Origin of the sequence: Microbacterium sp. 2RAF4, assembly GCF_052115285.1 — a bacterium.
Classification (GTDB): domain Bacteria; phylum Actinomycetota; class Actinomycetes; order Actinomycetales; family Microbacteriaceae; genus Microbacterium; species Microbacterium oxydans.
On record NZ_JBFRGI010000001.1, the window covers coordinates 603855 to 626360 of the forward strand.

At 67.6% G+C, this 22506-nt stretch carries 25 protein-coding genes; 5 read left to right on the plus strand and 20 right to left on the minus strand.

The window, feature by feature from the left end; all coding sequences use genetic code 11:
* Positions 1–18: 18 nt before the first annotated feature.
* From dnaG to dusB, 3 genes are read right to left on the minus strand one after another with little or no spacing between them, the layout of a single operon-like run.
* On the minus strand, positions 19–1878 hold the full coding sequence (dnaG, locus tag AB4070_RS02965; protein ID WP_441978828.1) for a DNA primase: 1860 nt from the start codon (positions 1876–1878) through the stop codon (positions 19–21).
* On the minus strand, positions 1878–3263 hold the full coding sequence (locus tag AB4070_RS02970) for a deoxyguanosinetriphosphate triphosphohydrolase (protein ID WP_441978829.1): 1386 nt from the start codon (positions 3261–3263) through the stop codon (positions 1878–1880). The genes dnaG and AB4070_RS02970 overlap by 1 nt, the downstream gene beginning before the upstream one ends.
* Positions 3253–4407 carry a tRNA dihydrouridine synthase DusB gene (gene dusB / locus AB4070_RS02975; protein ID WP_441978830.1) on the minus strand — a complete coding sequence of 385 codons (1155 nt, stop codon included), beginning with the start codon at positions 4405–4407 and terminating at the stop codon, positions 3253–3255. Before dusB ends, AB4070_RS02970 begins: the two co-directional genes overlap by 11 nt.
* A 59-nt stretch (positions 4408–4466) precedes the next feature.
* Between dusB and AB4070_RS02980 the strand changes: the two genes are divergently transcribed.
* A complete protein-coding gene (locus tag AB4070_RS02980) occupies positions 4467–4961 on the plus strand; it encodes a glutathione peroxidase (protein WP_441978831.1) in 495 nt (164 codons plus the stop codon).
* Between the two features lie 14 nt (positions 4962–4975).
* On the opposite strand, the gene AB4070_RS02985 is transcribed toward AB4070_RS02980, so the two are convergent.
* On the minus strand, positions 4976–5662 hold the full coding sequence (locus AB4070_RS02985; RefSeq protein ID WP_058631369.1) for a DsbA family oxidoreductase: 687 nt from the start codon (positions 5660–5662) through the stop codon (positions 4976–4978).
* Positions 5663–5731: 69 nt separating this feature from the next.
* On the opposite strand from AB4070_RS02985, the gene AB4070_RS02990 reads away from it, so the two are divergent.
* A complete protein-coding gene (locus AB4070_RS02990) occupies positions 5732–6343 on the plus strand; it encodes an AAA family ATPase (protein ID WP_441978832.1) in 612 nt (203 codons plus the stop codon).
* On the opposite strand, the gene AB4070_RS02995 is transcribed toward AB4070_RS02990, so the two are convergent.
* Complete coding sequence (locus tag AB4070_RS02995; RefSeq protein ID WP_441978833.1) at positions 6283–7086, minus strand: isoprenyl transferase; 804 nt, start codon at positions 7084–7086, stop codon at positions 6283–6285. The genes AB4070_RS02990 and AB4070_RS02995 overlap by 61 nt on opposite strands.
* The gene (recO, locus tag AB4070_RS03000; RefSeq protein WP_046749187.1) at positions 7083–7826 is read right to left on the minus strand and encodes a DNA repair protein RecO; all 744 of its coding nucleotides are present in this window, start codon (positions 7824–7826) and stop codon (positions 7083–7085) included. Before recO ends, AB4070_RS02995 begins: the two co-directional genes overlap by 4 nt.
* A 34-nt stretch (positions 7827–7860) precedes the next feature.
* Here recO and AB4070_RS03005 point away from each other — a divergent pair, with 34 nt between their 5' ends.
* Positions 7861–8553 carry a trimeric intracellular cation channel family protein gene (locus AB4070_RS03005; RefSeq protein WP_378875160.1) on the plus strand — a complete coding sequence of 231 codons (693 nt, stop codon included), beginning with the start codon at positions 7861–7863 and terminating at the stop codon, positions 8551–8553.
* A gap of 6 nt (positions 8554–8559) precedes the next feature.
* Here AB4070_RS03005 and AB4070_RS03010 read toward each other — a convergent pair whose 3' ends face one another.
* Positions 8560–9303 (minus strand): TetR/AcrR family transcriptional regulator, encoded by a 744-nt coding sequence (locus AB4070_RS03010; RefSeq protein WP_441978834.1) that lies wholly within the window; start codon positions 9301–9303, stop codon positions 8560–8562.
* Between the two features lie 66 nt (positions 9304–9369).
* Here AB4070_RS03010 and AB4070_RS03015 point away from each other — a divergent pair, with 66 nt between their 5' ends.
* Entirely contained in the window at positions 9370–9750 is a 381-nt protein-coding gene (locus tag AB4070_RS03015) for a VOC family protein (RefSeq protein ID WP_441978835.1), read from the plus strand.
* Positions 9751–9822: 72 nt separating this feature from the next.
* On the opposite strand, the gene leuA is transcribed toward AB4070_RS03015, so the two are convergent.
* Positions 9823–11577 (minus strand): 2-isopropylmalate synthase, encoded by a 1755-nt coding sequence (gene leuA / locus AB4070_RS03020; RefSeq protein ID WP_441978836.1) that lies wholly within the window; start codon positions 11575–11577, stop codon positions 9823–9825.
* A 193-nt stretch (positions 11578–11770) separates the two neighbouring features.
* Between leuA and AB4070_RS03025 the strand changes: the two genes are divergently transcribed.
* The gene (locus AB4070_RS03025) at positions 11771–12418 is read left to right on the plus strand and encodes a hypothetical protein (RefSeq protein ID WP_441978837.1); all 648 of its coding nucleotides are present in this window, start codon (positions 11771–11773) and stop codon (positions 12416–12418) included.
* Position 12419: 1 nt separating this feature from the next.
* On the opposite strand, the gene AB4070_RS03030 is transcribed toward AB4070_RS03025, so the two are convergent.
* The 12 genes from AB4070_RS03030 to hrcA all read right to left on the minus strand — a co-directional run bounded on the left by AB4070_RS03030 (position 12420) and on the right by hrcA (position 22484).
* Positions 12420–13367, minus strand: a complete 948-nt coding sequence (locus tag AB4070_RS03030; RefSeq protein ID WP_441979028.1) for an NADP-dependent oxidoreductase — start codon at positions 13365–13367, stop codon at positions 12420–12422.
* Between the two features lie 19 nt (positions 13368–13386).
* Entirely contained in the window at positions 13387–13860 is a 474-nt protein-coding gene (locus AB4070_RS03035) for a hypothetical protein (RefSeq protein WP_441978838.1), read from the minus strand.
* Complete coding sequence (locus AB4070_RS03040) at positions 13857–14837, minus strand: hypothetical protein (protein WP_441979029.1); 981 nt, start codon at positions 14835–14837, stop codon at positions 13857–13859. The genes AB4070_RS03035 and AB4070_RS03040 overlap by 4 nt, the downstream gene beginning before the upstream one ends.
* The gene (locus AB4070_RS03045; protein ID WP_441978839.1) at positions 14830–15357 is read right to left on the minus strand and encodes an RNA polymerase sigma factor; all 528 of its coding nucleotides are present in this window, start codon (positions 15355–15357) and stop codon (positions 14830–14832) included. Before AB4070_RS03045 ends, AB4070_RS03040 begins: the two co-directional genes overlap by 8 nt.
* A gap of 54 nt (positions 15358–15411) precedes the next feature.
* Positions 15412–16308: a GTPase Era gene (gene era / locus AB4070_RS03050; RefSeq protein ID WP_046749411.1), complete on the minus strand. Its 897-nt coding sequence runs from the start codon at positions 16306–16308 to the stop codon at positions 15412–15414.
* Entirely contained in the window at positions 16301–17596 is a 1296-nt protein-coding gene (locus AB4070_RS03055; protein WP_441978840.1) for a hemolysin family protein, read from the minus strand. The genes era and AB4070_RS03055 overlap by 8 nt, the downstream gene beginning before the upstream one ends.
* Positions 17593–18051, minus strand: coding sequence for an rRNA maturation RNase YbeY (gene ybeY, locus AB4070_RS03060; RefSeq protein ID WP_441978841.1), 459 nt, complete (start codon positions 18049–18051; stop codon positions 17593–17595). Before ybeY ends, AB4070_RS03055 begins: the two co-directional genes overlap by 4 nt.
* Complete coding sequence (locus tag AB4070_RS03065; protein ID WP_441979030.1) at positions 18048–19073, minus strand: PhoH family protein; 1026 nt, start codon at positions 19071–19073, stop codon at positions 18048–18050. Before AB4070_RS03065 ends, ybeY begins: the two co-directional genes overlap by 4 nt.
* A gap of 79 nt (positions 19074–19152) precedes the next feature.
* Positions 19153–19503: an HIT domain-containing protein gene (locus AB4070_RS03070; protein ID WP_441978842.1), complete on the minus strand. Its 351-nt coding sequence runs from the start codon at positions 19501–19503 to the stop codon at positions 19153–19155.
* 66 nt (positions 19504–19569) lie between these two features.
* Positions 19570–20298: a 16S rRNA (uracil(1498)-N(3))-methyltransferase gene (locus tag AB4070_RS03075; RefSeq protein ID WP_441978843.1), complete on the minus strand. Its 729-nt coding sequence runs from the start codon at positions 20296–20298 to the stop codon at positions 19570–19572.
* A gap of 2 nt (positions 20299–20300) precedes the next feature.
* Positions 20301–21416, minus strand: a complete 1116-nt coding sequence (dnaJ, locus tag AB4070_RS03080) for a molecular chaperone DnaJ (protein ID WP_061018470.1) — start codon at positions 21414–21416, stop codon at positions 20301–20303.
* A gap of 36 nt (positions 21417–21452) precedes the next feature.
* On the minus strand, positions 21453–22484 hold the full coding sequence (gene hrcA / locus AB4070_RS03085) for a heat-inducible transcriptional repressor HrcA (RefSeq protein ID WP_441978844.1): 1032 nt from the start codon (positions 22482–22484) through the stop codon (positions 21453–21455).
* Positions 22485–22506 lie beyond the last annotated feature (22 nt).

A 22506-nucleotide genomic window follows, 5' to 3' on the forward strand; every position in this document is an offset into this window, starting at 1 on the left:
GCGCGACCCCGCTCCCCGTTACGACTCGGCGAAGCGCTGACGCTCTGCGTCGATGTCGCGCAGACGCATCCGCAGCGCGCGACCACCGTCGGAATCGGCGGGCACGCGCTGCACCGCACCGAGGAGCTCCTGCTTCTCGTGCTCGAGCTGCCGGAGCACGAGCCTGCGGGCGAGGTCGGCCACGGTGGCCACGGCCCGCTCCTCCGTCCGCTCGGGGAACGGCGTCATCAGCAGCTCCCCCGCGAGGGAGCGGTAGGGCTCACGGACGCCGTTCACGGCCTCGGTCACCCAGCCGGCCCTGGTGCGGTCCGGAGCGGCGGCCACGGCTTCACGCACCGCGTCCAGACCAGGCGTGCGGAACGGAGCTTCCAGCGCCCTGTTGAGAAGGCTCTGATCGACCTGGTGTCCGTACTGGAGAGCACCCATCAGCGCATCGCGCTCGACCGCGACATCGGGGCTGCGCGGCAGACTCGCCAGCGTGACCGGCGCGACGACGGGCGCGCCCGTCACGGCATCGATCTGCGGAGTCTCGCGCCGTGCCTGCTGCGGTGTCGGGCCGCCACGGGCCGCGCGCTCGACCTCGCTGCGCACTTCCGTGGGGTCCATGCCGAGTCGACGAGCGAGCACCCGCTCGTATCCCGGCCGGAGAAGCTGATCGCGGATCTCCGCCACGATCGGAGCGGCCGCGCGCAGAGCTCCGACGCGGCCTTCGACGGTGGAGAGATCGAAGCCGCTGAGCTTGCGATCGATGGCGAACTCGAACATCGGCTGCTTCGTGTCCATCAGCCCACGAACCGCGGCATCTCCCCGCTGGAGGCGCAGATCGCACGGGTCGAGACTGTCGGGCGCGACCGCGACGAAGGTCTGCGCGTTGAATCGGTCATCTTCCGTGAAGGCGCGCAGGGCCGCCTTCTGACCGGCTTCATCACCGTCGAACGTGAAGACCACCTCGCCTGAGGCGTTGTCATCACCCATCACACGGCGCAGCACCTTGATGTGCTCGGTGCCGAACGCCGTGCCGCACGTGGCGATCGCCGTCGTGAGCCCCGCGAGATGGCAGGCCATCACATCGGTGTAGCCCTCGACCACCACGACCCGGCGAGGGTCGCCTCTGGCGATGTCGCGCTTGGCGAGGTCGAGCCCGTACAGCACCTGCGCCTTCTTGTAGATCGGCGTCTCCGGGGTGTTCAGATACTTCGGTCCCTGGTCGTCGTCGAACAGCTTGCGGGCGCCGAAGCCGATCGTCTGCCCCGACACGTCCCTGATCGGCCACACGAGACGTCCGCGGAATCGGTCGTAGACACCGCGCTGTCCTGTCGAGACGAGGCCGGCGTTGCTGAGCTCCTCGCGGGTGAACCCCTGCGCGGTGAGCGCCTTCAGCATGCCGTCCCACCCACGCGGAGCGAAACCGACTCCGAAATGCGCTGCAGCCCCTGCATCGAACCCGCGCTCCCCGAGGAAGCGACGTCCTGCCTCGGCGTCCGGGGTGAGCAGCTGGGCGCGGAAGAACTCCGCAGCCGCGGTGTTGGCTGCGTACAGCCGGCTCCGCCCGCTCGTCTCTGGGGCGGCTCCGCCGTCCTCGTAGTGCAGCGTGTACCCGATGCGGCCGGCGAGACGCTCCACCGCCTCCGTGAAGCTGACGTGGTCCATCTCCCGGAGGAAGGAGTACACGTCGCCCGACTCCCCGCATCCGAAGCAGTGGTAGTACCCCACCTGCTGCCGGACATGGAAACTCGGGCTCTTCTCGTCGTGGAAGGGACACAGGCCCTTGAGGGATCCGACTCCCGCGGGCTTCAGCGCCACGCGCTCGCCGATGATGTCGGCGATGTTCGTCCGCGCCTTCACCTCATCGACATCGGCCTGACGGATCCGCGGCATCAGTGCGCTCTTTCCGCGACGGGAACGCGCTCGGTGTGAGGCCGCGCACCGGGGCGGGCGTGACGGGGAGTCCAGATCCCCACCTCGGCCGGGTCGATCTCCCCGACGAGACGGTTGTGCCAGTCGATGGCGCTCTGATCGGTGAGGCTCGCGATCTGATCCACGACGACCCTGGCGCGCTGGGCGTCGGTCTCCGCCGCGATGAAGTCGGCTGCGAACGCGGGCTCGAGCACATCGGAGCCGGCGGACCACAGCGCATCGGTCGACCAGAGCGCATCGGCGAGCCGCTTCAGCACGCGCCGCTGCTCCTTGTAGACGCCCTTGCGGGCTTCGATCGTGACGATGGCCTGGCCCATGATGCCCTTCAACACGGCGATCTCCACCTCGATCACCCGCGGGACGATGACGTGGGCGTTGTACCGGACCAGCGCCTTCGCTCCGTACGCCTCCCTGGTGGCGGAGACCGAAGCACGGGCGAAGCGTCCGATCAGATCGCTCGTGAGGTTCTTGAGCCGCGCGAGAGCCTGGCGGGAACGATCGAACGACGAGAGCCACATCGGCTGCGATGCCAGGCGGTAGAGCGCGTCTGCGAGCTCGTCACGCGTGAAGTCGTACCCGACCCACTGCTGAATCCGCCCGACGAGCGCGTCATGCTGGGCCGGGTCGGCGAGCTGGGCGACGTCGACGTAGCCGTTGACGATCGCATCCTCGAAGTCGTGGACGGAGTAAGCGATATCGTCCGAGAGGTCCATGATCTCGGCTTCGATGCATCGGAGTCGACCAGGCGCGCCTTCGCGCATCCAACGGAACACGGCTTCATCCTCGGGATACACGCCGAACTTCAGACGTCCACCGGGATCGGGGACCGGGCTGTCGACCGTCCACGGGTATTTGCACGTCGCGTCGAGGCTCGCGCGGGTCAGGTTCAGGCCGACTGAGCGATCGCTGTCGTCGAGCACCTTCGCCTCGAGTCGGGACAGGATGCGCAGGGACTGGGCGTTCCCCTCGAACCCCCCGATGGGCTCTGCCCACTCGTTCAGTGCCCGCTCGCCGTTGTGGCCGAAGGGAGGATGACCCAGGTCGTGGCTGAGGCACGCAGTGTCGACGACATCGGCCGACACGTCCAGTGCGACAGCGAGTTCGCGCCCGACCTGAGCCACCTCGAGGGAATGCGTCAGACGGTTGCGGGCGAAATCCGCGGTGCTGGCAGGGCTGAGCACCTGCGTCTTCGCGGCGAGTCGGCGCAGCGCGGCGGAGTGCAGGACACGGGCACGATCACGAGCGAAGTCGTTGCGCTCGGATCGATGGGTCTCGGCGAAGAAGCGTTCGGCGTCTCGCGCGTCGTAGCCGTCGGCGCGCAGGCCTGGCCGGGGGTCAACCGCCACTGTTCTCGATCTCCGCTCCACGCATCATCTCCGAGGTGTCGGATGCGATCTCCCGCGACTCCAACCACTTATCCGGCAGGGCTGTGCGCTTCGGGTGTCCCGCCCGCCCGCGCTGCCCCTCGGCGTCCGCACCGGGATAGGGCGCCGTGTGATCGAGCCGGCCGAGGAGGTGATCGATCTCGGCGAGGCTGGAGGCCGTGGCGAGCCCGGTGCGGATGTCGCCCCCGACCGGGTAGCCCTTGAAGTACCAAGAGACGTGCTTGCGGATGTCACGGCATCCGCGATCCTCGTCCTCGAAGAACTCGACCAGCAGCTCGGCGTGGCGGCGGAAGGCGTTCGCGACGAAGCCGAGCGTCGCATCGACCGTCTTCCCCTCCCCGCCGAACGCGGTCGCCAACTCGCCGAACAGCCAAGGGCGCCCGAGGCAGCCGCGCCCGACCACCACTCCGTCGCAGTCGGTCTGCGCCATCATGCGCACCGCATCGTCGGCCGACCAGATGTCGCCGTTGCCGAGCACCGGGATGCTCGTCACTGCCTGCTTGAGTTCACCGATGGCATCCCAGTCCGCGAACCCCGAGTAGAACTCGCCAGCGGTCCTCGCGTGCAGCGCAACCGCGGCCGCCCCCGCATCTTCGGCCGCTCGCCCCGCGTCGAGGAAGGTGAGGTGGTCCTTGTCGATGCCCTTGCGCATCTTCACCGTGAGAGGGATGTCGCCTGCGGCTTTCACCGCCTGGTCGACGATGTCGGCGAACAGCTTCGACTTCCACGGCAGCGCCGCTCCCCCGCCGCGGCGGGTGACCTTCGGCACCGGGCACCCGAAGTTGAGGTCGATGTGATCGGCGTGATCCTCGGCGACGATGATCCGAACGGCCTCGGCGATGGTCTTCGGGTCGACTCCGTAGAGCTGGATGGACCGCGGCGTCTCGGACTCGTGGTGCCGGATGAGTCGCATCGTGGTCTCGTTGCGTTCGACCAGCGCCCGCGAGGTGATCATCTCGCTCACGTAGAGCCCGGCGCCGTACTCGCGACACAGTCGTCGGAAGGCGGTGTTGGTGATCCCCGCCATGGGTGCGAGGACGACCGGCACGTCGAGATCGATCGGGCCGATGCGAAGAGGGCGGGCGGGGGCTGTGGCGAGAGTCATGTCCTGTCCATTCTCCCAGACGCGGAGCCCGGAGGGATGCGGCGATCTAAGCTGTGCATATGACCGAATCCTCGCTCCGCACGATCCCGTTCACCGATGCGAAGGGCGAGGAGAAGACGCTCGACGATCTGGGCGCCGACGTGGTGCTCGTCGTCAACGTCGCGTCCAAGTGCGGGCTGACGCCACAGTACGAGCAGCTGGAGGAATTGCAGCGTCTGTACGGCGATCGCGGGTTCACCGTTGTCGGCTTCCCGTGCAACCAGTTCTTCGGTCAGGAGCCCGGCTCTGTCGACGACATCCTCGAGTTCTGCTCGACGACCTATGGCGTCACCTTCCCCGTCAACGACAAGGTCAAGGTCAACGGCAAGAACGCCGCCGAGTTGTACAAGGCGCTCAAGGCGACTCCCGACGCCGGTGGCAAAGCCGGCCGCGTGGAATGGAACTTCGAGAAGTTCCTCGTGCTGCCGGACGGGGACGTCCTGCGCTTCCGGCCGAAGCAGAAGCCGGACGCCCCCGAGATCGTCAGTGCGATCGAAGCGGCGCTGACCCGCTAGAACGCGCCGGCCCGTCAGACGGCCGCGGTCTCCGGTTCGGCCTCTCCGCGCTTGGACCAGAGGTCGCGGAGAACGTTCTCGAACGCCGCGGGCGGCTGCGCTCCGCTGATCCCGTACTGGCCGTCGACGACGAAGAACGGCACGCCCTGGATGCCGTAGGCGCGGGCCTGCGCCTGGTCCTGACGCACGGCGGGCAGGTACTGCTCACTCTCGAGGGCTGCGCGGGCACGGTCGGCGTCCAGCCCGACCTCGACAGCCAACTCGACGAGATCGTCGATGCGGCCGACATGCTTGCCCTCGGTGAAGTAGGCGGACATGAGCCGCTCCTCCATCTCGTGCTGCAGCCCCTCGGCCTTGGCGAAGTGCAGCAGCTCGTGCGCCTTCACCGTGTTCGTGTGCTGCAGCAGATCGAACCGGTACTCGAGGCCGGCGTTCGCCGCCACACCCGTCACGTTCGAGAGCATCTGCTCGACCTGCTCGCGCGGCATGCCCTTGTGGCCGGCGAGGAAGTCGATCTCGTCGCCGTCGAAGTCGACGGGGGTGTCGGGCGAGAGCTCGAACGAGTGGAAGGTGATGTTGACCTGCGGTGCGTCCTCGTCGGCGGCGACCGCTTCCAGACCCTTCTCGAGGTTGCGCTTGCCGATGTAGCACCAGGGGCAGGCGATGTCGGACCAGATGTCGATGGAGATGGGTTCAGTCACACTGCTATGCAACCGCATGCACCTCCGGGCTATTCCAGACCCGATCCGACCCGCGGATAGGATTCACGGATGCTCTCCGCCGACGATCCGCTGCCGTCCGTCCCCGAGCGCGTGCTCGTGGCCGGCGTCTCCGGGTCCGGCAAGACCACGCTCGCCCGACGGCTGGCCCACCTGTGGAGCCTGCGCCATGTGGAGATCGACGGCCTGTTCCACGGCCCCGAGTGGACGCCGCGCCCCGAGTTCCTCGACGACGTGCGGGCCTTTGCATCGGAGGAGCACTGGGTCACCGAGTGGCAGTACACGAGCAAGGGAACGGACGACATCCTCCCCCCGCGCGCACAGCTCGCGATCTGGCTCGACTACCCGTACCGCGTGGTGCGAGGCCGCCTGATCCGGCGCACGCTGGCTCGAGGCGTGCTGCGACTCGAACTCTGGAACGGCAACCGCGAGAAGGGCCCATGGACCATGTTCAGCCGCGACCCGGAGGAGAACATCCTCGCCTGGCAGGCGGCGACACTTCACAAGTGGACGGAGCGCTTCCCCGCGTTGCAGGAGCGCTTCCCGCACCTCACGATCGTCCGTCTCCATCATCCCCGGGAGACGAGACGGTGGCTGCGTGCTCAGGCAGAGGCGTCGGGAACGTCGATCGCACCGCCGAAGCGACGGTCGCGCGACAGGTAGATCCCGATCGCCCGCCACAGCTCCTCCCTCGAGAAGTCTGGCCAGAGCGTGTCGAGGAAGACCATCTCGGCGTACGCCGACTGCCACAACAGGAAGTTCGAGGTTCGTTGCTCGCCCGAGCTGCGCAGGAACAGATCGACGTCCGGCATGTCGGGGACGTACAGATGGCGGCGGATCATCTTCTCGGTGATGGCCTTGGGCTTCACGCGCCCTGCCGCGACATCGTCGGCGATCGCCCGCATGGCATCCACGAGTTCGACCCTGCCGCCGTAGTTGACGCACATCGTGAGCGTGAGCACGTCGTTGTCGCGGGTCAGCCGCTCAGCGTGCTGCAACTCCTTGATGACGCTGCCCCACAGGCGAGGCTTGCGGCCGGCCCAGCGGATGCGCACACCCCATTCGTTGAGCTGATCGCGACGGCGGTGCAGCACGTCGCGGTTGTACCCCATGAGGAAGCGGACCTCTTCGGGGGAACGCGCCCAGTTCTCGGTCGAGAAGGCGTACACCGAGAGGTGCTTGACCCCCGCCTGGATCGCGCCGGCGACCACATCGAGTAGGACCTCCTCACCCGCCTTGTGCCCCTCGATGCGGTTGAGTCCCCGACGGTTCGCCCACCGGCCGTTGCCGTCCATGACGATCGCCACGTGCTCGGGCACGGCCCGGAACGCGGGCGGGTACGCCCCTGTCCAATCCAGCGGTCGATAGGGGACGGCGTCCTTGTGCGTGTACGGCTTCGGGCTCACCGTGCTCCTTCTGAAGTGATGTCTGACACGTGGGAGAGGGAGCGGATGCCGCGCTCCAGGTGCCATTGGGCGTACGCGGAGACGAGTCCCGAGGCTGCAGCAGTGTCGGCCGGCGCCGCTGCGTCGATCACGTCCCACTCCCCCGCGATGAGCGAACGGAGTAATGCCAGGGTCTTCTCTGCGACACGCGGGCTGCCTGCCGGGGCGCAGTTCTGGCACACGAGCCCACCGAGCTGGGCGACGAATCGCGAGTGCGGCCCTGGGGTGCCGCAGCGGGCGCACTCGTCGAGCGATGGCGCCCAACCCGACAGCGACATCACCCGCAGCAGGTACGAGTCGAGGATGCTCCGTGCGACATGCTCTCCCCGCGACAGCGCCCGCAGTCCGCCGACGAGCAGCAGGTACTGATCGGGAGTGGCCTCCGCGTCGCTCAGACGGTCCGCTGTCTCCACCATGGCGTTCGCCGCGGTGAAGCGGTCGTAGTGTGCGGCGATATCGGTGCCGTAGGAGCCGAGAGACTCGGCCTGCTGCACGATGTCGAGTGAGCGGCCCTGGTAGAGCTGCACGTCGGCGACCATGAACGGCTCTAGTCTGGCTCCGAACTTCGACGACGTCCGCCGCACGCCCTTCGCGACAGCACGCACCTTGCCGTGCCGTCTCGACAGCATCGTGACGATGCGATCCGCCTCACCGAGTTTGTGGGTGCGCAGGATCACCGCTTCGTCTCGATAGGTGGGCACCCTTCGATTATCCTCCGTGCGCGAGAATGAACGGGTGACCGAACCGCTCTTCATCATTCCGCTCTGGGCGGACCTGCTCGGCGTCGGCCTCGGCGGAGTCCAGGGCGCGATGTTCGCATCGGGTTTCCAGGGTCAGAGACGGCTCGACTGGCTCGGGGTGGCCATCATCGGCATCATGATCGGGATGGGCGGTGGTCTGATCCGTGACATCCTGCTCGGGCAGACTCCCGCCACGCTGCAGAATCAGTGGTACCTGGTCACTGCGGCCGGCGCCGCGCTTCTGGGCATGCTGCTCGCCGGGCTCTTCACCCGTCTGAACACCGCCATCGTCGTGCTCGACGCCGTGGTGATCGGCATGTTCGGCGCCTTCGGCACGAGCAAGGCCCTCGCCTTCGGGATCCCCGAGGTGCCGGCGGTCTTCATCGGCGTCTGCGCCGCAGTCGGAGGAAGCGTGCTCCGCGACATGCTCATGGGCCTGCCGACCGCGATCATGCACGTCGGCTCGCTGTACGCCGTCGCCGCCGGCGCGGGATGCACATTCATCGTGGTCGCCGTCGCGGTCGGCATGCCGATCCCCCTCGCGGCGGTCATCGGCATCGTCGTGACGGCCGTGATCCGGATCCTCGCGGTGACGTTCGACGTCTCGCTCCCGGAGCAGCGCCGTCTCTACCGCCGTAAGGTCGCCGCGGAGACCGGCGCGATCGCGATCGTGAAGCCGCAGGACTGAGCCGGCTCAGGCGCCGCGGAGGCGGTCCGCGCTGCGTATCATGCCGGCGAGCCCGTCGATCACTCGGGCGAGACCGAAGTCCCACGCCGTTCGAGCGTCGTAGGGAGCGCCCATGGCCTCCCCTGCAGCCTGACCCACCGACCTGGCGAGCGGCATCTCCTCCCCGAGGTAGGCCGCCAGACGTGGTGCGGCCTCAGCCCATGAGGCCGCGAACGCCGCCACGCGCTCCTCCTCGCGCATGCGCGCCGCCGCAGAGAGACTGAAGTCCAGCACGAAGCTCAGCGCCGAATCGCGCTCCACGTCGCTGAGACCGAGGCCGTCGAAAGCATGGAGCTCCCGGTCGTACTTGGCGATCGTGCCAGGACCGAATGCGACACGTGGATCGTGGATGTCGACGAGCCAAGGATGAGCGCGGAGGAGGCGCAGGTTGTCCTCGGCGACCGCCCGGACCGCCGCACGCCAGCCCGAGGCCTCCGCGGGCTCACTGCGAAGACCGGTGTGCATCGCATCCGCCATCAGCACGAGCAGGTCGGCTCGACTGTTGACGTGCGTGTAGATCGACATCGGGGTGAGGTCGAGGGACTGCGCCAGAGCTCGGATGGTCACCGCGCCGAGGCCGTCGGCGTCGGCCAGTGCGACGGCACGATCCACGACGTCGTCCGTCGAGTGACGCGCCTTCGGGCCGCGCTGTCGGGTCACGGGAGCCGCGCGGCTGTGCCGCCAGAGCAGATCGACGAGATTCTTGGCCATCGGGAATAGCCTAGACCGCTTCCGGCTTAACCTTGTACGCTGTACAGACTTTTGGAATGGAGAACCGTGAACATCACTCAGACCGCCCTCTCGTTCAACGTCCCCGACGTGGCGGCCTCCGCCGCCTTCGCCACGACCCACTTCGGCTTCGAGGAGGCGATGTCCGCGGAGGGCTTCGTCTCGTTGCAGCACCCGGGACCAGTCCCGAACGTGATCTTCCTCGAGACCGGGCTCCCGACGTTCCGCCCTCAGGAGATCGCGGGCTCTGCCGGTCAGGGCACCCTGATCGTCTTCGTCGTCGACGATATCGACCAGGAGTTCGCCCGCATCGCCGACGCGGGTGCTCGTGTGGTCACCCCTCCCGAGACCGAACCCTGGGGTGAGCGCTACGGTCAGTTCGCCGACCCCAACGGCCTCATCTGGCAGCTGGTGCAGTGGATGGACTGACCTCCACCTCGAATCACGCGATCGGTCCCATCCTGCCGACGGATGCCACCGATCGCGTGATTCGAAGGGGGATCAGACCGCTGCCAGCTCCTGCTGACGCGTGCGGATCGAACGGTTCACACCCGAGACGATCGCCTTGAGCGATGCGGTGGAGATGTCTCCGTCGATGCCGACGCCCCACAGGCGCTGGTCGCCGACCTGCAGCTCGACGTATGCCGCGGCCTGCGCGTCTCCGCCGGCGCTGAGAGCGTGCTCGACGTAGTCGTAGACCGTGATGTCGAAGCCCTGTCCACGCAGCACCTCGACGAATGCCGCGACAGGACCGTTGCCGTTGCCCGTGACGGACACCTGCTGATCATCATCGCGCAGCACGACATCGAGTGCCACGTCACCCGACATGTCGCTCCGGGTCTGGGTCGCGAGCAGCTCGAAGCGCCCCCACTTGGCAGCAGTGTCGGCGGCGGGGAGGTACTCGTCATTGAAGATCGACCAGATCTGCTCGCTGGTGACCTCGCCACCCTCGGCATCCGTCTTGGCCTGCACGACTCCGGAGAACTCGATCTGCAGCTTGCGGGGCAGATCGATCGCGTGGTCGGCCTTGAGCAGGTAGGCGACGCCACCCTTGCCCGACTGCGAGTTTACGCGGATCACCGCTTCATAGGAGCGGCCGAGGTCCTTCGGGTCGACGGGCAGGTACGGCACCGCCCACTCGATCTCGTCCACCGTCACGCCCTGCGCCTCGGCCTTGGCCGCCATGGCCTCGAACCCCTTCTTGATGGCGTCCTGATGCGAGCCGCTGAACGCGGTGAAGACGAGGTCACCCGCCCACGGGCTGCGCTCGGGCACCGGCAGCTGGTTGCAGTACTCGACCGTGCGCTTGACCTGGTCGATGTCGCTGAAGTCGATCTGCGGGTCGATGCCCTGCGTGAACATGTTGATCCCCAGCGCGACGAGGTCGACGTTGCCCGTCCGCTCACCGTTGCCGAACAGGCAGCCTTCGATGCGGTCGGCCCCGGCCATGTATCCGAGTTCGGCGGCCGCGATCGCGGTGCCGCGGTCGTTGTGCGGGTGCAGCGAGAGGATCACGTTCTCGCGGTGCGCGAGGTTGCGACTCATCCACTCGATCGAGTCGGCATACACGTTCGGCGATGCCATCTCGACGGTCGCCGGGAGGTTGATGATGACCTTGCGGTCGGGCGTGGGCTCGAAGACCTCGATCACCTGGTTGCAGATTTCCACGGCGAACTCGAGCTCGGTCCCCGTGTAGCTCTCGGGCGAGTACTCGTAGTACACCTTCGTGTCGGGGACCGTCTTCTCGAACTCCCGGCACAGCCGGGCGCCCTCGAGCGCGATGTCGATGATGCCCTGCTTGTCGGTGCGGAAGACCACCTCACGCTGCAGCACGCTCGTGGAGTTGTACAGGTGCACGATGGCCTGCTTCGCTCCCGCGATCGCCTCATAGGTGCGGGCGATCAGGTGCTCGCGCGCCTGCGTCAGGACCTGGATCGTGACATCGTCGGGGATGAGGTTCTCTTCGATGAGCTGACGCACGAAGTCGAAGTCGGTCTGGCTCGCCGAGGGGAAGCCGACCTCGATCTCCTTGTACCCCATGCTGACGAGCAGCTCGAACATGACGCGCTTGCGCTCGGGCGACATCGGGTCGATGAGCGCCTGGTTGCCGTCGCGGAGGTCGACCGCGCACCAGCGGGGCGCCTCGGTGATGCGAGCATCGGGCCAGGTGCGGTCAGGCAGATGGACGGTGATCTGCTCGTGGAACGGCCGGTACTTGTGGATCGGCATCGCGGACGGGCGCTGGGTGTTCTGCATGATGGGGCTTCTTCTCTTCGTCAAGATGAACGGGCCAACACAAGCGCCGCGACGAGGAAGGCCCTAGCTTTAGGACTCGTCGCGGCAGCTAAGAAGAAGCAGACCGCCGAAAGGCATGTGGTCATGCTAGCAGGGTTGTCTCCGGCGATTCGACGGGTGTGAGACGTTTCCTGCGCTGTCGACACTCCCCGATATGAGCACTTCGCCGCGTCGCCTGACCTTCGCCGTCGCCTCCGCCTTCGGCCTCCTGCTCCTGAGCGCCTGCACCTCCGGGCCCGGAGGCTCTGCGGCTCCGACGAGCACGTCCGCGCCTTCCGGGCAGGGCCTCGAACACGCCCGACCAGATCTCCCGGACGGGCGCGTCATCGGCGTGGGCACGGTGCTCGACGTGGCGGGCGACGTCGAGCTGTGCCTGGGAGCGATCATGGAATCGTACCCGCCCCAGTGCAGCGGAGTGCCTCTCGACGGCTGGTCCTGGGATGGAGTCGAGGGCAGCGAGTCCAGTGGAGAGACCACCTGGGGTGCCTACGCCGTCTACGCGACCTACGACGGTGAACGGCTCACCAACACCGATCCGCCGATCATGCTCGCGTTGTTCGACCCGATCCCACCGGAGGATCCGACGGACGGCGTCGACGGCACCACACCGACCGACGAGCTCGCGAGGATCCAGGACGACATCACCGCCCGTCTCGGTGGGGAGGCGCTCGCCGTCAGCACCGACCGCGGCTACGTCCAACTCAGCGTCACGTGGGATGACGGCGCCATCCAGGAAGCCGCTGACGCGGAGTACGGCGACGGCGTCGTGATCGTGAGCTCAGCGCTTCGGGAGATCGACTGAGCTACGGGATCAACGCGAGCTTGCCGCCGGGGTGACCCGTGGCGAGAAGCCGGTGGGCCGCGCGTGCCTCGGAGAGTGGAAACGTGCGGGCCAGGGGAACGACGAGATCGCCGTTCTGCGCCAGAGCGATCAACTCGCTGCGGACCTCATCCCGGAAACGTGCGCTCTCGGGCATGGAGCCGGCGATGGCGAGGATGCCAGCGGTCGTCGCGCGGTCGGCCGCAGCGATGGTCACGATCCGCCGACGGTCGCCGACCAGTTCGAGCGACGCATCCACTGCTTCGTCCGTCCCCACGGCGTCCAATGCTGCGCCGATCGGCCCGTCCGCCAGAGCGCGCACACGCGCCGCGAGCCCCGAGCCGTAGCGCACCGGGATCCCTCCGAATCGTCGCACCTCCTCGAACCGGGACTCGCTCGCTGTTCCGATGACGCGTATGCCGCGGAGGTGTGCCTGCTGCAGCACGCTCACGCCGACAGCACCGGAGGCACCGTGGAGCAGAATCGTCTCCCCCGGCGCTGCGCCGGTGACGGCGAGCATCTCCGCAGCGGTCGTCCCCACGAGGAGCAGATTCGCCGCCTCCGGATGCGTCAGGGTCGACGGCTTCGCGAACACCTTCTCAGCCGGGACCGCGACCTCGGTCGCATAGCCGCCTCGCACGCGGAAAGCGATGACCTCGTCGCCGATTTCGACAGCGCCCGAACCGATCCGGGTACCCTGGCCGATGGCTGAGACCTCTCCCGAGACCTCGTACCCGATCGGCACCGGCAGCTCGAGGCCCGGTCGGCCAGCAGCGACATGTTTCGCGTCAGCGGGGTTCACTCCGGCGGCGAGGACGCGGATGGTGACCATCCCCTGTCCCGGGGCCGGAATGTCGTGCTCCACGAACTCCCAGTGGTCGGGAGAACCCCAGCTCGCCGCGACCCAGTGCCGCGCTCGCGAGACCACCATCGACATCGCCGGGTCCTGCTCAGAGGACGCAGCGGAGGTTGTTGACCGCACCTGCGAGGTTCGCCCAGCTTCCCGCGTTGACTGTGGTGACCGTGGTGGTGCCGTTTCGAGCCTGCACAGAGCCGGTGCCCCGCGCATTGGCGACCGACTTCGCGATGAACGTGGAGGGGATCGTGTTGACGCTGCACACGCTGAACGTCAGCTTGTTGCCGCCGAGCGACCCGGCGCTGTAGGCGCAGAACCGGTCGGTCGCACAGCTCCCCACGGAACGCGCCGTCCTCGCGGAGACCGACCTGATCGAGAGCTCCATGCCGAGAGCGGGCCACACCGCATGCGTCGAATCGATGATGACACCGCCGGGCACTTCCTCGAGCATCGCGATGATCTCGGGAGCGACACCGTCGTCGCCCTGCAGAGCCGCCTGCGCCGGTGCCGCGCTGAGAAGGGACAGCGCGCTCAGCAGTGCCGCGGCGACGATACTCGTCCGCCTCACCTGATCTCCTCCTCATCGAGGTCCCACATCTGATACGAGATGATCGAACCGGCGGCGAAGACGTCGTCTGCGATCAGGACCGTGCGTTCGACGCCGACGATCCTGCCGGTGTCACGGGAGACCAGGATCAGGTCGCTGGCGGCACCGTCCGGAGACATGACCCTGACGCCGTTCACATCCCGACCCAGACGATCCTTCGTCATCCCCAGCGCTTCCCCGCCATGCGCCTCCTCGAGGAGTGCGAGCAGCTCGCGGTGCTGCGCGTTCGTGAGCGTCCACTGATCGAGGACCGATGTGAAAGCCACCTCGACGTCGTACGCCGTCGGGTTCTCCGGCATGCCGAAGGCACGGAGGATGGCGATCATGTCCTGACGCGTCTCGCCTGGCACCTCGGTCCACGGGGTGTAGAAATCGCCCGGAGCCATGACGAGGTCGGTGACGACCTCTCCACTGCTGGTCACCTCGGCGGCATTGCTCGCCACCGCGTCCTCTGGATCGTAGGGGACGCCGGCGATGATCGTCATCCGACCCGAGCCGTCCGGTTCCCACGTGAGCGTGGAGAGCTGCGGGACGACCTTGCTGACCTTCGCCTCGACCTCGACCGAGAACCCCCAGAAAGCGGTCCGGACAGCGCGCTCCGGTGCTGCGGGTCCGGTCGAACCGGCGAGAGCGGTGTCGGCGTCGTCCACCATCTGCGTGACCGTGGTCGAGCCTTCGAAGTCGAGAGGCGATGGCATCCCCGCCACCGCGGCACTCTGAGGTGAGAAGACCGCGAAGGCCAGGGCGGTCGATGCGGCGACCGCCGTCAGCCCGGAGGCCCAGCCGAGGGCCTGCCGACGTCGCCTGCGGGGCGCCGCGCTCGTGCGGAGGATACGGTCCCTGGTCGCGAGAGCCCGGGCATCGGGCGCCGCTTCACGCGGTGTCGGTGCGGGATCGGCGTCGATCAGCATCCGTTCGAGTACGGCGTCGTCAATCATCACCCGTTATCAGCCCCTCCAGACCCAGCTCCGCACGCAGGCGTTCCCGCGCACGTCCCAGCGACTTCCGCACCCGGAACTCGGAAGTGCGCGACAACTCCGCGATCTCCCCCACCGTGAGTCCGTCCCAGTACGTGAGCATGATGATACGCCTTTGGCGGGGAGTGAGGACAGCCAAAGCCCGCATGACCGCCACCCTGCCGACAGGATCGGGTTCGCCGTCCTCGCCGGAGACTCCGAGCCGCACGGCATCGAACACACCGTGCGGTGCGGACGTACGACCGGAGCGGGCCTGCAGTCGCCGATCCGCCGCCCGCAGGAGCCAGACCCGACTCGGCGGACGTGCAGGGCGCAGCTTCGTCCACGCGAGCAGGAAGACCTCCGAGACGATCTCGGTGACCTCGGCCTCGGCGTCGACCACACCCTCGATGTGGTGTCGAACTGCTGCCCAGTGTTCGTCGAACACCCGGCTGAAGACCTCGTCGCGCAGCGGATTCGGGTCTTCGCTGCGGCCGCTCATGTCGCCGGGGTCGGCGGCCTTCCCGCCGCCATCGACGTGGTGCCGGATGTCATCTCAGAACCCGAGCCTACCGAGCTGCTTCGGGTCGCGCTGCCACTCCTTCGCGACCTTCACGTGCAGCCCGAGGAAGACGCGCGTCCCCAGCAGTTCCTCGATGCCCGCACGCGCTCGCGCGCCCACTTCGCTGAGCCGCTTGCCCTTGTGCCCGATGATGATCGCCTTCTGGCTGTCGCGCTCCACGACGATGGATGCGTGCACGTCGGTGAGATCGGTACCCTCCCTCGGCGCGATGTCGTCGATGACGACGGCGATCGAATGCGGAAGCTCGTCGCGCACGCCCTCGAGGGCGGCCTCGCGGATCATCTCGGCGATCCGGTCCTCCTGCGACTCGTCGGTCGTGATGCCCTCCGGGTACAGCGCAGGGCCCTTGGGCATCAGCGTCAGGATCTCGTCCGACAGCACGTCGAGCTGCTCGCGGGTGAGGGCGGACAGCGGGACGACCGCGGCCCAGTCCTCACGCAGCGAATCGACCTCGAGCAGACGCTCCGTGACCTCGTCACGGCCGGCCGCATCCATCTTGGTCACGATCGCGATCTTCTTCGCGCGCGGATACCCGTCGAGGGACGCGGCGATCCGCCTGTCCCCCGGCCCGACCTTCTCGTTCGCCGGAACGCAGAAGCCGATGACATCGACGTCGCCCAGCACCTGCTCCACGAGGTCGTTCAGGCGCTCACCGAGCAGCGTGCGCGGCTTGTGGATTCCCGGGGTGTCCACGATGACGAGCTGCCCCTCCGGGCGATTGACGATGCCGCGGATAGCGCGACGCGTCGTCTGCGGCTTCTCGCTCGTGATCGCGATCTTCTCGCCGACGAGGGCGTTCGTGAGCGTCGACTTCCCGACGTTGGGGCGGCCGACGAAGGTCACGAAACCGCTTCGGGTGTCGTCAGTCATCGTGTCGATCTCCTTCATCCTGCGAAGCGTCGGGTTCGCCCGCCGCACGTTCCACGAACACCGTCGCGATGCCTCTTCCACGCCCGCGCGACGCACCGCCGGTGAGCACCAGACCTTCCACGGTCGCCGTTGCGCCGGGCTGGGGAACCTGTCCCAGCGCCTTGCCGAGCAGACCGCCGATCGAATCCACGTCCTCGTCCTCGAGCTCGAGCCCGAACAGATCGCCGACGTCTTCGAGTGAGAGGCGAGCACTCACGCGGTATCGTCCGTGACCGAGATCGACGAACTCCGCCGATACCTGATCGTACTCGTCGGAGATCTCGCCGACGAGTTCCTCGATGAGGTCCTCGAGAGTCACGAGGCCCGAGATCCCGCCGTGCTCATCGATCACCAGACAGACGTGCACGGCATCGCGCTTCATCTGCTGCAGGAGGGTCTCCGCTCGCATCGATTCGGGGACGAAGGTCGCCGGCCTCGCGATCGGACGGATCGACGCCGCGCGCCACGCACTGTCATCACGGTAGGCGAACTGGACGAGATCCTTGAGGTACAGCACTCCCACGACGTCATCGGCCTCGTCGTCGACGACCGGCATCCGGGACACGCCGCGGTTCAGGAAGAGCGACATCGCCTCGTCGGTCGTCGCCGTGGCATCGACCGTCACCATCTCGGTGCGCGGCACCATCACGGCGCGGACGAACTGATCGGTGAAGTCGAAGACGGAGTGGATGAGGTCGCGGTCGTCCTCTTCGATGAGATCGTTCGACGCCGCCTCGTCGACCATGCTCAGCAGCTGATCCTCGCTGGTGAAGGAACTGCGTCCTGTGCCGGGGGTGACCCGGTTCCCCAGCAGCACCAGGCCTTGCGCGAGGGGGCCGAGGATGATGCGGAGCCCGCGCACGATCGACGCGGTGCCGCGGATCATGCCCTCGGCGTGCTGACGTCCGAACGACCGCGGGCTCGCTCCCACGAGCACGAAGGTGATCGCCGTCATGAGCACCGCGGCGGCGAGCATCGCCCACCAGTTGTTCTCGATCAGGATGGTGAAGGCGACCGTCACGAGAACGGCGGCCGTCACCTCTGCGAGGACGCGGATGAACGCCACTGCGTTCACATGGGCGTCGAGGTCGGAGGCGATACGCTCCAGTGCCCTGGCTCTGCGGCCCTCCGTCGCCATGTCGGCGAGTCCGGCACGCGAGGTCACCCCGTACGCCGCATCGATCGCGGCCATGAGACCGCCGAACGCCACGAGCAGCACGGCGGCGATCAGGAGCAGAACAGCAGTCATCGTCGGCGTTCAGCAGCCGCGAAACCCTGGATCAGCTCCTTCTGCAGTCCGAACATCTCACGCTCCTCGTCGGGCTCGGCGTGATCGAAGCCGAGGAGGTGCAGCAGACCGTGTGTCGTGAGCAGGATGAGCTCATCCATCAGGGTGTGTCCTGCCGCCTGCGCCTGCGTCTCGGCCACCTGGGGGCAGAGCACGATGTCTCCGAGCAGGCCGGGGGCGGTCGGGCGGTCCTCGGTGCCGGGGCGCAGCTCATCCATCGGGAAGCTCAGCACGTCGGTGGGGCCGGGCTCATCCATCCACTGCACGTGGAGCGCCTCCATGGCGCCCTCGTCGACGAGGACGATGGCCACCTCGGCGTCAGGGCTGACATGCAGCTGCGCGAGATTGAAATCGGTCAGTCGCTGCAGCACGGTCTCGTCGACGACGATGGCCGACTCGTTGTTGATCTCGATCATGAGAGTCCTCGTTTCGGGGCGCGATCACGCGGTCCTGGTCGTTGTGCTCCCCTGCGATCGGCACGGTTGGCGAATTCTGCCGCCTGCTCGCGCTCGAATCGCTGTGCGGTGCGCTTCTCGTCGTACTCGCTGTACGCGTCGACGATGCGTCCGACCAGCGAGTGCCGTACCACGTCGTCGCTGGTGAGACGGGAGAAATGGATGTCATCGATGCCGTCGAGCACTCGGGTGACCAGGCGGAGTCCCGATGATCCCTGCGGCAGGTCGACTTGCGTGATGTCGCCAGTGACGACCATCCGCGTGCCGAAGCCGAGACGCGTGAGGAACATCTTCATCTGTTCGGGTGTGGTGTTCTGAGCCTCGTCGAGAACGACGAACGAGTCGTTGAGGGTACGGCCGCGCATGTAGGCGAGGGGCGCCACCTCGATCGTGCCGGTCGCCATCAGACGAGGGACGATCTCGGGGTCCATCATCTCGTTGAGAGCGTCGTACAGCGGGCGGAGGTACGGATCGATCTTGTCGGTGAGCGTGCCGGGGAGGAAGCCGAGCCGCTCTCCCGCTTCGACCGCGGGGCGGGTGAGGATGATCCTGGTGACCTCCTTGCGCTGGAGCGCCTGGACGGCCTTCGCCATCGCGAGGTAGGTCTTGCCCGTACCGGCCGGACCGATGCCGAACACGATCGTGTTCTCCTCGATCGCGTCCACATACTCCTTCTGCCCCAGCGTCTTCGGACGGATGACCTTGCCGCGCGTGGTCAGGATCGCCTCGCCGAGAACCTCGCTGGGGCGCGGCCCACCTTCCTGACGCAGCATCCGTGCGGAACTGGACACATCGCTCGGCGCCAGATCCTGCCCGGCCTTCGTCATCGCGAGCAGCTCCTCGACCAGCGCCCTCGCCTTCGCGACCGCTTCGGTGCCACCGCTGAGGGTGATCTCGTTGCCACGGACGAGGACCTGCACATCGCGGTGCTCACGCTCCAGCATCCGCAGCAGCCGGTCCTGCGGTCCGAGCAGCTGCACCATGGCGACGCCGTCCGCGTAGATCTTCTCGACCGTCTCGGGAGGCCGGTCGCCCAGGCTCCGCTGCTGGGGTTCGTGGTTCTCAGGCACCGACACTCTTCTCAGTCAATCCGCCGGCCAGCACGTGCGCGTGGACGTGGAAAACGGTCTGTCCGGCGTTCGCGCCGGTATTGAAGACGAGGCGGAAGTCGCCGTCCTCCGTGTGCTCCGCCGCGAGCTCGCCCGCGAAAGCGACCATCTCGGCGAGCAGAGAGGGATCTGCGGCCGCGACCTCGACGACATCTCGATACTCTGCGGACTTCGGCACCACGAGCAGATGCACGGGCGCCTGCGGGGCGATGTCGCGCAGCGCGAACAGCCGGTCGGTCTCGCCGATGATCTCGGCAGGGATCTCCCCGTTCAGAATGCGCGTGAAGATCGAGGGTTCCGTCATATCGTCAAGTCTACTGACCGCAGCGTGATGACGACCTCGAGCCCGTCGCGTGCCGGTCGGGCGGGGTCACCATCGACCGAGCGCCACCGACAGCACGGCGATCGCGGCCGGGCCCGCGGTCGAGGTACGGAGCACCGTCTCTCCGAGGAGCACGCGCTCGGCCCCCGCCTCCGTCAGGCGGCGCAGCTCCTCGTCCGAGATCCCGCCCTCCGGTCCCACCACCAGCACCAGGTCGCGGCCGTCCGGCTCTATCTCCGACAGTCGCGTGGGCGCCGTCGGGTCGAGCAGCAGAAGGCGCTGCGAGGCTGCTCGCTCCGTGAGTTGAGCCGTCGAGACCGGTGATGCGACGGCGGGCACCCAGGCCCGGTGGGCTTGCTTGGCGGCCTCGCGGACGATCGTCGCCCAGCGCTCTCGTCCCTTCACCGCCTTCGGGCCCTCCCACCGCGAGACGCTCCGACTCGCCTGCCAGGGAACGATCTCGTCGACGCCGAGCTCGCACGCCGCCTGCACGGCGAGCTCATCGCGATCTCCTTTCGCGAGAGCCTGGACCAGGACGACCCGAGGCGTCGGGGCGGGGTGCTCGACGCGCTCCGCGACACGGACCTCCACACGAGAAGGAGACACCTCCTCTGCCCCACCGGTCAGCCACACGCCCGCGCCGTCTCCGACGGTGACTGCCTCACCGACGCGAAGACGACGGACGACGGCCGCGTGCTTGGCTTCGGCTCCGGTCAACGACACCAGGTCGCCGACTCGGGCATCCGTCGACGATTCGACGAGGAAGTGCAGTGCCATGATCAGTGGCTGCGGAAGCGGTCGCGGAGCTTGGAGAAGAGTCCCTGCTGGAACTGAGCCAGCTGGGGCTCCGGCGACTTCGCCTTCTTCGCGAAGTCCTCGATCAGCGCGCGCTGCGCGGAGTCCAGCCGGGTCGGGGTCAGCACCTGGACGCCGACCCGCAGATCGCCACGCTGGGTGCCGCGGAGCGGGGTGATGCCCCGTCCCTTGATCGTGAGCACGTCACCGGACTGCACACCGGGACGGATCTCGAGGTCGACCTCGCCGTCGAGTGCCTGGATCTTGGTCTCGGTACCGAGGATCGCATCGGTCATCGACACCTCGAGGGTCGCGAGCAGGTCGTCTCCCTCGCGACTGAACGCCGCGTGCGGGTTGACGGTCACCTCGACGTACAGGTCACCGTTCGGTCCGCCCGCTTTGCCGACCTCACCGGAACCGGGAAGCTGCAGGCGGAGCCCCGTCTCGACACCGGCGGGGATGTCGAGCGACACCGTTCTGCGCGAACGCACGCGGCCCTGCCCACCACAGGTGCCGCAGGGATACGGGATGGTCGTGCCGTACCCTTCGCAGGTACCGCAGGGCTGAGAGGTCACCACGTTGCCGAGAAGGCTGCGCACCTGACGCTGCACGTGGCCGGAGCCGCCGCAGATGTCGCACGTGACGGGCGAGGTGCCTTCCTGACAGCACGACCCCTGACACGTCTCGCACAGCACGGCGGTGTCGACCTCGATGTCCCGATGCGCGCCGAACACGACGTCGCCGAGATCGAGCGTGACCCGGACGAGGGCATCCTGACCCCGCTCCCGACGCGACCGCGGACGCGCACCGCGCCCTCCCCCCTGAGAAGCGCCGAAGAAGGTCTCGAAGATGTCGCCGAAACCGCCGAAGCCGCCGAAGTTCCCCGCGGCGCCGTCTCCGCCGCCCATGTCGTAGCGACGGCGTGACTCGTCGTCGCTGAGGACATCGTACGCATGCGTGACGAGCTTGAACTTCTCCGCAGCGTCGTCCCCGGGGTTCACATCCGGGTGCAGCTGCCGGGCGAGGCGTCGGTACGCCTTCTTGATCTCATCGGTGGAAGCGTCCCGGGACACCCCGAGAACCTCATAGTGGTCCGCCACAATCGCCTTTCTGCGTGTGTTCTCGTGGCGACCGCGTCAGCGGCCGGCCTCGTCTTCGTCGAGCATCCGCGACAGGTAGCGGGCCACGGCCCGCGCTGCGGCGAGATTGCTCGGGTAGTCCATGCGCGTCGGCCCCATCACGCCGACTCGCGCCGTGCCGCTGGGTGCGGCGTAGTTGCTGGCCACGATCGACGCCTCACCGAGGCCGAAGGGGGCATTCTCTGTGCCGATGCTGGCCGCGAGCCCGTGCTCGTCGGTCACCATCTCGCTCATCAGTCGCAGCAGCGTCACCTGCTCCTCGATCGCCTCGAGAAGCGGATGGATGCTCCCGCGGAAATCCTGTTCCCGACGCGCGAGGGTCGCCGCCCCCGCCATCACCAGACGTTCCTGACGGAAGCCGCCGAGCTCGTCGACGACGACGCCGGCGAGCGTGCGGAGCACCGCGTCCTGAGGCTTGTCCTCCGCCCCGAGCAGCAGCTGGAGACGGTCGGATGCCTCACCGATGCCCTGCCCGGTGATCAACGACGACAGGCGTGCACGCAGCACCGCGAGGTCGGACTCGTCGATGATCTCCGGCAGAAGGGCGATCCGCTGGGAAACGCCGCCGGCATCGGTGACCAGCACGATCAGGAGTCGGTTCGGCGCCAGGGCCACCAGTTCGACATGCGTCACGTGCGCGCGCGCGAACGACGGATACTGCGCGAGCGCGACCTGACCCGTCAGCTGCGTCAGCACCCGCACCGTGCGCACCATCAGGTCGTCGAGATCGGCCGGTTCGCCCAGGAACGACTCGATCGCCGAACGCTGTGCCGAGGAGAGCGGGCGCAACTGGGCGAGATGATTCACGAAGACGCGGTAGCCCTTGTCTGTGGGGACCCTCCCCGACGAGGTGTGCGGAGCGGTGATCAGCTCTTCATCCTCGAGCAGCGCCATGTCGTTTCGGATCGTGGCGGCCGAGACGCCGAAGGAATGCCTGTCGACGATGGACCGGCTTCCGACGGGCTCGTGGGTCTCGACGTAGTCCTGCACGATCGCGCGGAGAACCTGCAGCCCTCGCTCTGTGACCATCGCCCTTCCCTTCCGCTGGCAC

What these genes read in the sequence shown, in the direction of transcription:
- dnaG (WP_441978828.1), bottom strand. Translation starts at nt 1,878, where the DNA reads ATGCCGCGGATCCGTCAGGCCGATGTCGATGAGGTGAAGGCGCGGACG.
- dusB (WP_441978830.1), bottom strand. Translation starts at nt 4,407, where the DNA reads ATGACTCTCGCCACAGCCCCCGCCCGCCCTCTTCGCATCGGCCCGATC.
- AB4070_RS02980 (WP_441978831.1), top strand. Translation starts at nt 4,467, where the DNA reads ATGACCGAATCCTCGCTCCGCACGATCCCGTTCACCGATGCGAAGGGC.
- AB4070_RS02990 (WP_441978832.1), top strand. Translation starts at nt 5,732, where the DNA reads ATGCTCTCCGCCGACGATCCGCTGCCGTCCGTCCCCGAGCGCGTGCTC.
- AB4070_RS03010 (WP_441978834.1), bottom strand. Translation starts at nt 9,303, where the DNA reads ATGGCCAAGAATCTCGTCGATCTGCTCTGGCGGCACAGCCGCGCGGCT.
- leuA (WP_441978836.1), bottom strand. Translation starts at nt 11,577, where the DNA reads ATGCAGAACACCCAGCGCCCGTCCGCGATGCCGATCCACAAGTACCGG.
- AB4070_RS03025 (WP_441978837.1), top strand. Translation starts at nt 11,771, where the DNA reads ATGAGCACTTCGCCGCGTCGCCTGACCTTCGCCGTCGCCTCCGCCTTC.
- AB4070_RS03030 (WP_441979028.1), bottom strand. Translation starts at nt 13,367, where the DNA reads ATGGTGGTCTCGCGAGCGCGGCACTGGGTCGCGGCGAGCTGGGGTTCT.
- AB4070_RS03040 (WP_441979029.1), bottom strand. Translation starts at nt 14,837, where the DNA reads ATGATTGACGACGCCGTACTCGAACGGATGCTGATCGACGCCGATCCC.
- AB4070_RS03045 (WP_441978839.1), bottom strand. Translation starts at nt 15,357, where the DNA reads ATGAGCGGCCGCAGCGAAGACCCGAATCCGCTGCGCGACGAGGTCTTC.
- era (WP_046749411.1), bottom strand. Translation starts at nt 16,308, where the DNA reads ATGACTGACGACACCCGAAGCGGTTTCGTGACCTTCGTCGGCCGCCCC.
- AB4070_RS03055 (WP_441978840.1), bottom strand. Translation starts at nt 17,596, where the DNA reads ATGACTGCTGTTCTGCTCCTGATCGCCGCCGTGCTGCTCGTGGCGTTC.
- ybeY (WP_441978841.1), bottom strand. Translation starts at nt 18,051, where the DNA reads ATGATCGAGATCAACAACGAGTCGGCCATCGTCGTCGACGAGACCGTG.
- AB4070_RS03065 (WP_441979030.1), bottom strand. Translation starts at nt 19,073, where the DNA reads ATGGTGCAGCTGCTCGGACCGCAGGACCGGCTGCTGCGGATGCTGGAG.
- AB4070_RS03070 (WP_441978842.1), bottom strand. Translation starts at nt 19,503, where the DNA reads ATGACGGAACCCTCGATCTTCACGCGCATTCTGAACGGGGAGATCCCT.
- AB4070_RS03075 (WP_441978843.1), bottom strand. Translation starts at nt 20,298, where the DNA reads ATGGCACTGCACTTCCTCGTCGAATCGTCGACGGATGCCCGAGTCGGC.
- hrcA (WP_441978844.1), bottom strand. Translation starts at nt 22,484, where the DNA reads ATGGTCACAGAGCGAGGGCTGCAGGTTCTCCGCGCGATCGTGCAGGAC.